At 42.4% G+C, this 12,852-nt stretch carries 9 protein-coding genes; 4 read left to right on the top strand and 5 right to left on the bottom strand.

All coding sequences use genetic code 11. The features are described 5' to 3' along the window. Together AC4II3_RS26075 and AC4II3_RS26070 are read left to right on the top strand one after the other, a co-directional pair. The coding region (locus AC4II3_RS26075) for a WD40 repeat domain-containing protein (protein WP_490722928.1) at positions 1 to 1,178 on the top strand (1,178 nt) is incomplete at its 5' end. 629 nt (positions 1,179 to 1,807) lie between these two features. Beyond that, a complete protein-coding gene (locus AC4II3_RS26070) occupies positions 1,808 to 2,467 on the top strand; it encodes a hypothetical protein (protein WP_488013886.1) in 660 nt (219 codons plus the stop codon). Positions 2,468 to 2,609: 142 nt separating this feature from the next. On the opposite strand, the gene AC4II3_RS26065 is transcribed toward AC4II3_RS26070, so the two are convergent. Beyond that, entirely contained in the window at positions 2,610 to 4,805 is a 2,196-nt protein-coding gene (locus tag AC4II3_RS26065; protein WP_488013889.1) for a lytic transglycosylase domain-containing protein, read from the bottom strand. 311 nt (positions 4,806 to 5,116) lie between these two features. On the opposite strand from AC4II3_RS26065, the gene AC4II3_RS26060 reads away from it, so the two are divergent. Together AC4II3_RS26060 and AC4II3_RS26055 are read left to right on the top strand one after the other, a co-directional pair. Next, positions 5,117 to 5,398, top strand: a complete 282-nt coding sequence (locus tag AC4II3_RS26060) for a hypothetical protein (RefSeq protein ID WP_488013891.1) — start codon at positions 5,117 to 5,119, stop codon at positions 5,396 to 5,398. Further along, on the top strand, positions 5,395 to 5,970 hold the full coding sequence (locus tag AC4II3_RS26055; RefSeq protein ID WP_488013893.1) for a Uma2 family endonuclease: 576 nt from the start codon (positions 5,395 to 5,397) through the stop codon (positions 5,968 to 5,970). Before AC4II3_RS26060 ends, AC4II3_RS26055 begins: the two co-directional genes overlap by 4 nt. Before the next feature lie 15 nt (positions 5,971 to 5,985). On the opposite strand, the gene AC4II3_RS26050 is transcribed toward AC4II3_RS26055, so the two are convergent. The 4 genes from AC4II3_RS26050 to AC4II3_RS26035 all read right to left on the bottom strand — a co-directional run bounded on the left by AC4II3_RS26050 (position 5,986) and on the right by AC4II3_RS26035 (position 11,674). Further along, positions 5,986 to 6,843 carry a DNA alkylation repair protein gene (locus AC4II3_RS26050; RefSeq protein WP_488013894.1) on the bottom strand — a complete coding sequence of 286 codons (858 nt, stop codon included), beginning with the start codon at positions 6,841 to 6,843 and terminating at the stop codon, positions 5,986 to 5,988. Between the two features lie 198 nt (positions 6,844 to 7,041). Then, positions 7,042 to 8,451, bottom strand: a complete 1,410-nt coding sequence (locus AC4II3_RS26045) for a hypothetical protein (RefSeq protein ID WP_488013896.1) — start codon at positions 8,449 to 8,451, stop codon at positions 7,042 to 7,044. Next, positions 8,451 to 8,936 (bottom strand): hypothetical protein, encoded by a 486-nt coding sequence (locus AC4II3_RS26040; protein ID WP_488013898.1) that lies wholly within the window; start codon positions 8,934 to 8,936, stop codon positions 8,451 to 8,453. The genes AC4II3_RS26045 and AC4II3_RS26040 overlap by 1 nt, the downstream gene beginning before the upstream one ends. An 11-nt stretch (positions 8,937 to 8,947) precedes the next feature. Next, positions 8,948 to 11,674: a CHAT domain-containing protein gene (locus AC4II3_RS26035; protein ID WP_488013900.1), complete on the bottom strand. Its 2,727-nt coding sequence runs from the start codon at positions 11,672 to 11,674 to the stop codon at positions 8,948 to 8,950. Between the last annotated feature and the right edge of the window lie 1,178 nt (positions 11,675 to 12,852).

The following is a 12,852-nucleotide window of genomic DNA, read 5'->3' as shown; positions in this document are numbered from 1 at the left end:
TTGACAACACAGTGCGTTTGTGGGACACCGAAACCGGTCTTCTAATCCATACATTAAAAGGTCATACAGATTGGGTCACTGATATCGCTTTTAGTCGAGATGGCCAACAGATTATCAGTGGCAGTAATGACAACACAGTGCGGTTGTGGGACACAGAAACAGGTCTTCCTATCCATACATTTGTTGGTCATACTCGTTCTGTCACTGAGATCGCTTTTAGTCGAGATGGCCAACAGATTATCAGTGGCAGTGAGGACAACACAGTGCGTTTGTGGAACACAGAAACCAGTCAACTAATCCATACATTTGTTGGTCATATAGATGATGTCACTGATATCGCTTTTAGTCGAGATGGCCAACAGATTATCAGTGGCAGTGGCGACAAAACCTTGCGGTTGTGGGACACAGAAACCGGTCAACTAATCCATACATTAGAAGGTCATACAGATGCTGTCTGGGCGATCGCTTTTAGTCCAGATGGCAAACAGATTCTCAGTGGCAGTTGGGACAACACAGTGCGTTTGTGGCGGGGTGGAAATTGGAAAGATTGGTTAAAAGAGGGATGTAATCAACTACAATTTCATCCTGACCTCGTTGCACCTAAAAATAATAAAGCAGGAGAAGCTTGTCTTAAGCATGCCAGTTGGGAAGATAAAGCGAAAGCAGCATTTCTGGTAAGACAAGGTAGGGCTTTTATTTCACAAAAAGAGCCAAATCTCAACAATGCTGTTAAAAAATTTAAAGAAGCACAAAAATTCAATCCTGACATCGACCTCAATCCATTAACAAAGGAAATAGATAAAGACCCCAAAATAGTAGCGCACTTGTTAGCCGCACAAGCCAAGATACAATTTGGAGCGAGACTAGCAAGAGAGGGGAAAATAGAGGAGGCTATTTCTGCCTATCAAGAAGCACAAAAACTCTATCCTGATATCGACCTCAATCCAGATACAAAGGAAATAGACAAAGACCCTAAAATAGTAGCGCACTTGTTAGCCGCACAAGCCAAGATACAAAAGGGAGCGAGACTAGCAAGAGACGGGAAAATAGAGGAGGCTATTTCTGCCTATCAAGAAGCGCAAAAACTCAATCCTGACATCGACCTCAATCCATTAACAAAGGAAATAGATAAAGACCCCAAAAAAGTAGCGCAACAGTTAGCCCCAGACTCGAAATAATCAAATGCCTGTAGGTACTCAAGCCATGGCCTAAAGGCCACGCTACGCGAACGCTTCATGGGGTACTTACCAACTAAATAATTACCATTACAGCCGAAATATTGGATAGATTATCGGCTACTTTGCGCTGCATCAAGAGGTGTGACCCGTGGCGAATTTAATTCGCCAACGGAAAGCGCACCTAACAGGGAATCAGCCTCAAATATAGCAGAAGTCTTCTGAAAAGCACGTAGCGCTATACCTCTGGCGACTCTCTCAATAATTTGTTACAAAAGTTTTTAAAATATGCTATAATATGCCATTTTTTGTGCTAAAATGAAAGTGTGGTGCATTAAAATCCACGGGAAGAGCCAGCCTAAGAGTTTTCCTAGGCCACAGGCTGGCTCTGGGTACCCCTTAACGTAAAGGAGATAACTTCATATTATGTGGCCGTAGGCCAATCGCGTAGCGTGACCATTCGCGTAGCGTGGCCCAAAGCCCAAGGCCAATCGCATTTAGGGTTAGTTTTTTCTTTCATCATTAGTTTTTACTTTCATCACTGAATCTTTTAGCTAAGTTTACTGACTCTTAAAAATCAAATCCAGGAATGTTTGATTAACTATTGATAGTAGTTTTTTAGGTAAATCCTGATGAAATTAACTGACATTAGTGCTTCTTTAGTACTCCTGGGAGCGATCGCCTTTGGCGCGGCTTCGCCGATCGCAGTTACTCCAGCTTATGGAGCCTCCGTATCATTCACTCCGACTGGGTCACAATTAGACAAAGATGCCATCAATGACCTTGAAGTCAATGTTGGTGACACCATTGATTTCTCTTTTGTTTTAGATACTAGCGGTCTCACCGCTAATTTACAATCATTGGATCTTATTGTAGCACTAGATACTAGTGAGTTTCTTATTCTACAAGAATTTAGGACAGATGCAGATATAGCTGCCTTTTCAGAGGCTACATTCAGCCCAGTAGAAAACCCACCCTTGGGGATACCTACAGCACTTTTTCAACGTAGTGATTCAATTGGAGTTTCTCCAAACTCTACCCTAGAAATATCTGGGACAACTTACCAAGTACTCCCTGGGTTTAAGAATGATGGATTACCTGACTTAGCAGTTACCGTTACTTCTGCAATTGATGCCAATGGTATAGATGTAACCAGTCTCTTTAATCCAGTTAGCCAAAGTCTTGATGTTCAGCCCGCTCCTGTTCCTGAAACCACATCACTGTTAGGTTTCTTAGGATTAGCTGCTTTGGGGACTAGTTCATTATTAAAGAACTGTTCAAAACGGGTTTAATTTTTAAAGAGTATTCATAGTTTCAGGTTTTGTGGATGTAAAGGGAAATAGGGAATAGGGAACAGGGACTTATTTCTTCCCGACTCCCTATTCCCGACTCCCTAAAACCTAAAACCTACAACCTACAACCTACAACCTAAAATTAATTAGATGATGCTACGGATTTATTAGCAGCGTGAGCTTCTACCATCCTGGAAATATCAGGATTATAGAGTCGCAAATAATTCCAATAATTACCAAACACTGTTTTCACGTAACCTTTGGTTTCTCGAAAGGGGATTTTTTCAATAAAGGCGTCGGGGTCACTAAAACCGTATCTATTCACCCATTTAGATACATTACCGGGACCGGCATTGTAACTGGCAACCGCTAATAAAGAGTTATTACTGTTTTGTTGGTGGGTAAAGCTTAGATACCATGTCCCCAATTTAATGTTGTCATCAGGGTTTTTAAGATTGTATTCTTTCAACTGGATTTTTTGGGCAACCCAACTACCTGTTGCTGGCATCACTTGCATTAAACCCATGGCACCAGCAACGGAACGGATTTCTGGTTCAAATCTAGATTCTTGGCGGATTAAGGCAGTTACTAGTAAGGGATTAAGCTCCCGTTGACCAGACCAGTTAAGAATTGAACTTTGGAAAGGGAAGGGAAATAGAGCATGCCAGTATTTTGGTTGGTCACGCAGTGCTGCCCATTCGGCTTTTTCTTGGGGAGTCTCTCGTCGTTTTAGGCTCCAGACTTGGTTAATGCCTTTGAGATTATCCCCAATCCCTAGGCGCAATACACCATCAGTAAATTGCTCCGAGACAGTGAGTTCCTTGCGGTTTCCTAATTCCACTTGCCACAGAGCCCAAGCATCCTGATCTTGACCAAGTTGGTACAGTTCTTTTAGGGTTCCAGAACCGTCTTTTAGTAAGGGTCTAGCTTGGGGTCTGACCACTTTTGGCATTAAGTAGCGCACGGAGGTGAAGTCCCCTACATTCCAGCCTAAATAGTTGGCCGACCGCCATGCATAGTAGGATTCTGGATAACGAGCTAGTACATGCTCAAAGGCAGCTTTGGCATCATTAGGACGCCCCAGCTTACTGGCCCATCGACCTACCCAGAAGCCAGCTTGGGCAGCGATGTCACTATCGGGATTGTTGGTGGTAATCGGTTGCGCCCATTGCCATGCTTGTTGTAGCTGGCCTTTTGCTGCTTTTTTTTGAGCCATTTGCCAACGATAATTAGCCGCAGCATCAGAACTAGCATATTGGGTCAATACCGACTTACGAGCTTGGCCAGCAGACACTTTGCTGTTGAGCTTTTCTAGGATTTTGGCTTTGTCGAGCAAGGCTTGAGGAGCTTCATCGGGATAATTCTGGATGACTTGATCGAGATAGGCTAAGGCTTCTGGTCGCTTAGAGATACTGGCAAGACGCCTTAAGGCTAATCCGGTTTCTTTGGCATTGGGATAGGCGCTGATTAACTGTTCATAAAAGATTTTGCCTTTGCTGGCTTTTGTATCTAAATGGAGTCCTCGACCGGCACGGTAGAGATTGCGGGGAGTACGGGGGGCTTTAGCGTAGGCTTTACCAGCTTTGCCATATTTCCAGGTTTCCCAGTATCCAGTGCCAATCATTTCCCAGTCTTCGGGGGTGAGTTGCTCAGGGTACTTGTCAACGATCCGGTCTCGGATCTCCTGCATTCCTAAGGCTTTAGGAGTGTGCTTGGCTAAGATTAATAGTAATGGGAGTTGGTTGGGATTGGCTTTGAGGCGCTGTCGGACAATTTCTAGAGTACGGGGATGGCTGGGAAATTTTGCGATCGCATCGTCCCAGTGCTTAGGATTAGATTTTCCTAGATGATAAAGGGCTTCTGCTGCCACTGCTTGGTTGGGGTACTTTTTCAGGATAGTTTGCCAAACTCCTGTAGCCGATTCCCTATCCCCCATGGCTTGGTAAGCTTGAGCACGTTTGAGGGCAACGTGGGATGCTAAAACCGGATAATCTGACTCAAGTCCTTCGAGATGCTTTAGGGCTTGTTCTGGCTGATTTTGTTGAATTAAATCCGATGCCAACAGATAACGGGCGCGATACTGTTCCCGAGACTTCGGACCAGAGGCAAAGGCATCTAGGTTAGTTGCTCGTTGTTGAGGTGGCAGAGAAACCAGCCGTGCTACAGCGGATTTGCCTGTTGACTCCGTTAACCCTTGGCTGGCAGTCTTGTTTTCCTCCTTTTCCTCTAGTTGATTCGCTACGGTGACACCTAAGAATACTGCTCCCAGGCACACTGATACCAATAACACTATGGCTCCAGCCAATAACAGAAATTGCTGTCTACGCTCTTTTAACATAAATCCTCACCCAACACAGTTGCTGCAGTTGAAAGTCTCTTAGCATATGACCCATCACCAGAGGAATCTGGTTTCCCTCTTGAGTTATGAACCATTATAAAAATTTCTTGGCTAAGAACCTGAAACCGGACTTAGTCAGAATTGGTCAAAATTGGTCAGACTTAACAGAGCACGAAGCCAGCAATAAGTAGATAATTAGATAACTATAATAACTATTATGATAACTATATTTTTTTAACCCTGATGAGGCACATTTTCGTCACCCTTAGCGCGCCCCATTCCATATCTTTGAACTAGGATACCTTTAATTTGTGACGATTTATGGTAAGATTCCTTGTTATTTTGTTATTTCAGGAAACTGGCAAGATGCCAGTTCTACCAAGATGCTCGTTCCACGCCTGATGCCCGAAACTAGGCAGGAAACTGGCAAGATGCCAGTTCTACGCCTGATGCCCGAAACTAGGCAGGAAACTGGCAAGATGCTCGTTCCACGCCTGATGCCCGAAACTAGGCAGGAAACTGGCAAGATGCCAGTTCTACCAAGATGCTCGTTCCACCGACCGGGTCACATTGAACTTGAAAAGAGGTCATGACTGACACCACCACCGTTGATCAGATTCGATTCACTACTGCAGACCTAGATCTGTTACCAGAGGACGGTAATAGATATGAAGCGATCGATGGAGAGCTGTTTGTAACCAGATCCCCCCATTGGAACCACAACAAGGTGGTGGGAAGACTATACAATGCCCTTGATTCCTGGTCTTTAAGTGATAAGGGCTATGGTGAAGCTGTCCTAGTTCCAGGGATTGTTTTTGACCAAGAAAATGCTGTGGAACCTGATGCTGTCTGGGTTTCCGACAAGAATCGCTTGCCACAGATGCTGGATGAAGCAGGCCATTTAACTGAAGCGCCAGACCTGATCATAGAATCTTTATCACCAGGAAGTCAAAACGAGCGTCGTGACCGAGAAGTAAAACTGAAACTCTATTCAGTGCGGGGGGTTCGGGAATACTGGATTGTGGATTGGCGCACTACTAAACTTGAGGTTTATCGGCGACAAACTGCCAAGCTTACCTTAGTCGAGACTCTGTTTCCTGGAGATATAGTGCGATCGCATATACTTCCTGGTTTTGAGTTGCAGCTCCAGATTGTGTTTTTGTAACCATCCTAAATTACCCTATCCTATTTTAATATCCTGGGATAAAGTATTCTGCTTTTTGAGAGTCCTAAGAGCGTGTTTGATAATCCAACTTGTTTCCTTGGTTGGAGATTCTTTTCGCCACCGCAAACAGGTATTGATTACCCAATCTGGACTAGATTTGCTGGCATCATTCAACCAGTTAGCAACCGAACGCTGGACATAATTACTGGTGTCTGAACGAACGAATTCTAATATGGTCAAACCTGGGTCGGGGTTTTTCTTCAAAGTTGGAATATGTTTACACCAAACGCCACGAGGACGAGTAGCTTCTACCGCACAGCGCCGAATATTGGGGTCTTCATCTTTGACCCACTCTGTTAGTAAATCGAAGCTATAAGCTAAATCATCCACAAGATAGCTTCTAAGGGCATCCCAAGCGCATTCTCTGACAGAGAAACTACCATCAGCCGCGAACCTACGCATTATTTCTAACCTCTCGGGTAAGGATAAAGTCTGGTCAGCGGCTATACTAAAACCAGCCCAAGCTCTCACCATGTCAGACCTATGATTAGCCAACGTTTCAAAAATGTCCGTTTGGTTCTCCTCTTCTTCTAGAGCGTTAAAAAGTATTTTGCCAATGCCTTTGAGTCGTTTGGTAATGCCTTGGTCTTGAAGTTTCAAGCTCTGATCATACAAGTTATCAATTTGTTTTGTCCAACCTATTTCTGTAAGACTATTCCGAAGCAGAAAAGGCATATCAATGGCTAACCATTCGACAAGATTGACGGTTTCAATTTTTCCGTGATTGAGTGCCCATAAGACCTCATTCGGAATTTCAGAACGCTTCCTTGCTCCTTTTCTCGCTTTTAGCCTTTCAAGTTCAACTGTGTGCATAAAAAAAGTGGCCTTGCTGATTATGGGTATGGTTTTGCCCCCCTAGCCCCCCAATTTTGGGGGGAACAAGACTTTCAAAGTCCCCCAAACTTGGGGGATTTAGGGGGCTTTAATAAAACTAGATTATCGCGCATTCATTCCTTAATTCAGCAACGCCAAAAAAGTTGCTTTTTTTCACATCTTGCCCACCCTACAAGCTCATTTTCCTCCCCGATTGATAATGCGATACACAATTAACCCAGCCAACGCACCAACTCCAACATGAAATAGCACAAACACGACACTGTAAGTCAAGCAAGGTGTAACACCAGCCTTGGGGCAATCTAAGGATTGTTTGGGGTATAGTTGGGTGATAATAGACTCTACCGGTTTAGCAGCGGTTTGGGAAGAAATACTACTGACCGCTAAACCAATACCCACCGAGGCAATCCAACGTTCTAATCGTTTCTCCTGTTGTGCTTGTTCAGTCTCTACGATGCCTCGGATACTACCAAGCATCTGGTCAAATAGTTGCTGACCAGGTTTGAGATAATTCAGGTTGGTTTGAATCTGACGTTGAAACAGCTCGGTTCTTTGGTTGAGGAAGTCTTCTAAAAACTCGATATTATCGTCTTTGAGATTAGATTCGCCGATTTTTTTTAGCCAGTAGTCATAGTTTTCGGCATTGGTAGCGATCGCAGTTTTGTGATCCTCTATGTCTCGCAGATAAACAGCATAGTCAAAGGTCTTGGATGGCATCTCGGTCAGTTTTTGCTTCAGTTGCTCTAGCCGTGTTTCTCGCTCCCTTGGCAATTCCTTGAAGCCTTTAACCTCTTGTTCCAGTTTCCCATAGAGTTCCCTGGTTTGGCGATAACACCAACGGGCTTCATGATAAGCAAACAGGATTTTACTGCGACAGCACAACAGATTAAAAAATGAACGGTAAGTCTCTATAGCCAGGTTTACGGTTTCTGGGTGACGGTTTAACCAGACCAGAAGGTGACATTGTTCCGTAGGTTTCTCTTTACCATTGTCATAGGCAAAAATTGGGCTACCAAATAACTGCCCAGATGCCATAAACTGCGGTTTTTGGTCGGTTCCCTGGAAAAAAGCATCGACACAGGCATTGGCTAACTTTCTATCTTCCTCGGGAGTGCCCACGGGTTCCCCATAGAGCACTAAGGTTTGTCCCAAGGAAGCTTGAATCGTGCTGGCTAGCAGGCACCCTTGGGGATTTAACCGACTAAATTGACTGGCTGGAACAGTGACATTTTGGTAATACAGAGTTATATCAATAGCATAAGTATCATGAATTTTAACCGGATAGACCTCGACTGTTAGGCCAGAGCCTGCTATTTGTAGTGGTGGCGTATAGGTTAAGCGACCATTATTAGGTAATAGTTCTAGATAACGGCTTGTGATTGCTGTTTGGCTTCGAGAGGATTGTAATTTTTCCGGTAAAGATTTCAGGTCTGGGATAGCTAGGGGTTCGCTGAGCTGAGCACAGTTTTGCCACAACTGATCCGCATCCTGTCCCAACTGTCCCAGTTCTTGGCTTAAGTCTTGGCAGAGATGGAACCCATAAAGGGTGACGCTGGGGTTTTTGATTTGCAAGGCGGTGTCAGTCATCAGCCTTTGGAAGTGTTGGGTTTTTTGGTTTCTGGGGGAGAACTATTGCGGAGAGCGTTGAGCAGTTCTTCTTTCAAGTTCTTTTCATACTCAGCTTTAGCTTCTGGAGTAGGGAAAGTGCCTCCAACTCCCAAGTGGCCAGTGTTGGGTTTTTTGGTTTCTGGGGGAGAACTCTTGCGGATTTCATTATCCTGGGTTTCCCCTTGGTTCTTGTCATCTTCGACTTTAGTTTTATCATTGGGGGAAGCACCTCCAATTCCCATCTCACGGATTGGTTTGCTAGCAAGTAAAACATTTAGAGCATCGTCAATGACTGGATGAGATGTACACCAGTCATCAATCTCATCTGCTAATCCCTCCACATCATCATTAGATAGCGGAGTAATTATCGCTTCCAGTTCATTCCGATCATTTTCATAGAAAATATTGGGTTGGGTTTTGATTAGCTGTATAAAATTTTCTATTACTTGAATCTCAGCTTCCATAGTCTTAACTCCTATTGACCAATTGCACAAAATGCTGCCCAATGATAGGGTTCTTCAAAAGGCTTATCGCTGTTGCTTAGATCGCCCAAATTATCATTCTTCAAAAGCTGAGCCTTCAACAATCGCTTTTGAGCAATCCTAATGGGTAAGCTTTTAATCCAGAGCAATAAATTTTCCTTAGTCACATCCCGTAGCCAGAGTTGTGCTTGGTTGAGGGCAACTGCCAACGGTATCTTATTTCGTAGATTCTCATAAAATTTAATCATCAATAATGTTGTAGACAATTCATTTACTTTCCACAGGCTACAAACCAGCGCTGGACTACCCGCAACTAGGAAACCACTGGGTAAACCAATGTATTCATCGCTGATGTTAGTATCATCAATCACTCCTGTTTCACAAGCCGAAAGAGTTACAAGGCGACATTGTTCTAATTTCAGGGCAAAGATTGCATCTAAAGTGAGGTGGGCATCTGCCAGAATGAGAGCCGATTTACGTGGTTCTTTGTAGTTAAACTCACCGTGACAACTAAAATGGACACAGTGGAATGTGTTGAGAGCTTTACTATCTATGGCAGCTTTGTTGGCAGCGTTTTTCACCAGGACTTCTGTATCTGGTGGTGGATTGAAGTAGCCTTTAATTACTTCTACTCCGATATTAGTGTAATCCAAATCATCAGTAGGGTTTTGAACCGCAAACAGGCGGCTAAAATCCGGGCGTTTTCTAGTTTGAGCAAGTTGGAGTAGTTGACAGCTAGGGGCATAACTTACCCCTGCTGGAAAGCGATCCATCAGAATTTCAGATGTAGCTTTTTCCTGCTGACTGTTGATAGGTAAAGCATGAAGGGGGAATAAATGTAAAACCTGATGGGGGATTAAAATTAAGCGATCGCACGTTTCTGGAATCTGCTGAATGATGTCGTCAATGGGCAGAATTTCTGCCAGCAAATTTAGGAGGTTACTCAGATTGTTTTGCCAATCAGCTTTTTTGTTTTTGTAGCTTCCTAGATATTCATTTCTCCATTGTTCCAATTTCTTGAATTTTTCCGGCTCAGACTCCAAAACGATAGGCTGCTGGGTTTTCTTGGTAAAGATGAAAGTGAGCAGCTTATCCTCTGTAATGTAAAACTCTACAATAGCAGTTTTATCATCTAGATTATTCTGAAATTCATCAAATTTAAAGCTAGAACCGATAAGTAAATATTGGTCTTGTAAATCATTCCGCTTCTCTCGCAATTCTTTGAGATGTTGTATCAGAGCGGTGGGATTGTCAGCTGTGCACTTTTGGATTTGCTTCTGACCTGCTGCTATTTCCTCCCTGTATTTTTCGAGTTGAGTGACAACATCTGGGGGTAATATGGTGTTTTGATCACGGCGGAGAATCTCTTCAACTAAATTGCGGGTTTTGCTCCGTTCAACATATTCAATCGCTTCGGTGATTTTTTTCTGTTTTAGGCAAACTTCTACCATCCGTTGATAAAGACTATTCCATTCTTCTGCGAACTTCTGCTTTTTTGTTTCTATTGCTTCATTTGGTTCAGCAATAGAAATCATTTCATTTCGGAATAGTTCTACAGTCTTTATTGCACCTTTAAAATCGTCATAAGCATTGACAAAATTACTAACATATAGATGAGCTAAACCTCGGTTAAATAGAGTTTCTGCATGATCGTGAGGAAAGCCTTCAAGGGTATAAACCTCCAAGGCTAATTCATAAGCAGCGATTGCCTTTTTTATATTTTCAGCCTGACTCCCTCTGATTCGCCTACGGTAAACAGTTCCTAGATAATTCTGAACTATTGCCCAATCTTCGCGATAGTCTTCATAAGATAAGACTTCTAAAGCCAATTGGAAAGCAGTAATAGCCTTTTCTAAATTCTCCGCTCTGTCCCCTTCTATACTATCGCGGTAAGCAAGACCTATAGAATTTTGTGTATAAGCCCATTGATAGGGATACTCTTCTTTAGAAAAAACGTTTAAAGCTAATTGACCTGCTTCAATTTCTTTTTTTAAATTTTCAGTCTTTTCTCCAGATATCCTTTCAGCATAAGCAATAGTTAAATTGTATTGTATTTGTGCCCAGTTGTAGGGATATTCAGTTTCAGTAAAGACTTCCAAAGCTGATTTATAAAACTCAATTGCATTTTCTATATTATCCTCTTTATTACCCCTGACTCGATTGCGATAGATCATGCCTAAATTTTTTTGACTTCTCGCCCATTCATAAGGATGCTCTTTTTTGGTAAAGACTTCTAGACTTAACTTAGAAGCTTTTATTGCTTCCTCTATATTTTCGCCTTTTTCTCCAAGGATTCGCCAAAGATGAGCTAGAGCTATGTTATACTGAAGATTACCCCATTTTTTAGGTAAAGTCTCACGAGTGACAACTTGGAGAGATACTTGATAACCAGCAATAGCTATTTCTCTATTAAGATTTTCTTGACCTTGATAATATAGATAAATTATATTGCTAAAATCAATAATATTTTTAGCAATTTTTTGGGCTTCTGATAATTCAGTAGTTTTAAATTTATCAATCGCCCAGTTTTTAATAAACTTAGGAAAATCATCATATAATAATTCTAGATTATTGCTCAGCAGTGTTTCTACAGTTTGCGGAGGTTTATTTCCACTTCTTGGGTCATGCTCACTCTCGTTGGTAGCTTGTAATAATTGTTCTAAAAAGACAGTTTGAGCACTTTCGCGATCCGGTGTTTCTGTATCGGGTGTTTCTGTCATTGGTTTAATTTCTATGCTTTCAACTACTGCTAAGGTTTATTTCTGCACTTTGATTGAAGATAGAACAGAAATTATTTCATATGGCTAGATTGGTGGCGTGGCGTTGCTGATTCTTAGTATGGTTTTGCCCCCCTAGCCCCCCAATTCTGGGGGGAAAAACTCTCAAAGTCCCCCAGAATTGGGGGATTTAGGGGGCTTTAATAAAACTAGATGATCGCGCATTCATTCCTTAATTCAGCAACGCCAGAACTGGTAGATAAAAACAAAATATAGTCTTTCTAGTACTTATGAGGTACGGTCAATTTTATTGCCTGCTACTCCCTACTTCCTAACACCTAGGACTTTTTACCTAACCGAATTCAGAAATGCTATAAAGTAAGATGCACTAAAACCTGTTAACGCTAGTGGTCATAATTGGTGATTTGAGCTCCCGAAACCTTGACGCTCACCATAGCCAAACTACTAGATTTTTACCACTAGGATGATTTTACCTAGAAATCAAGCAAGCTTGATTTCATTTCAGGAAAATTAATTAAACTATTAACTATGTAAATCTTTGATGAAAAATCTACCAATTTTTAATTGTTTGAGGTAAGCAAGTTTGGTATTTTAGGGAGCAGGGAGTAGGGAAGTCTGAAGTCTGAAGTCTGAAGTCTGAAGTCTGAAGTCTGAAGTGGGTAGTACTGTATTAACATCTAAGACACGAGTACCCATTAACCGAAAACTAGTACTGTTGTATCTTAAACATGTACTGTTGTATAACAAAGGAGTACTAATTTCTCATATACTAGTACTCGTTTCTCGTTAACTAGTACTGTTGTATAACAAACGGGTACCCGTTTCTCGTTAACGAGTACCCGTTTCTCGCTAACGAGTACTCGTTTCTCACTTACCAGTAGTCGTTTCTCAGTAACTAGTACCGGTTTGTTATTAAAGAGTACTATTTTCTCTCATGGCAATAGGGAGCAGGGAGTAGGCAGTAGGCAGTAGGGAACAGGGAACAGGGAACAAGCAATAGGCAATAGGCATGCTAGCAATAGGCAATAGTCAAGAGGGTTGTAAGCGATGCAGAGGTGCGACAATAAGCGCGAATTAAATTCTTAATGGTAAGAGCGCACCATTACTTGTTAGAGTCGATGCCTGGTATTACTCAGGGCACCTCTCCTTCAAATCTGGGC

Source organism: Moorena sp., from assembly GCF_982860115.1.
Note: the sequence above shows the minus strand (reverse complement) of the source record. Positions and strands in the feature narration are given on the sequence as shown.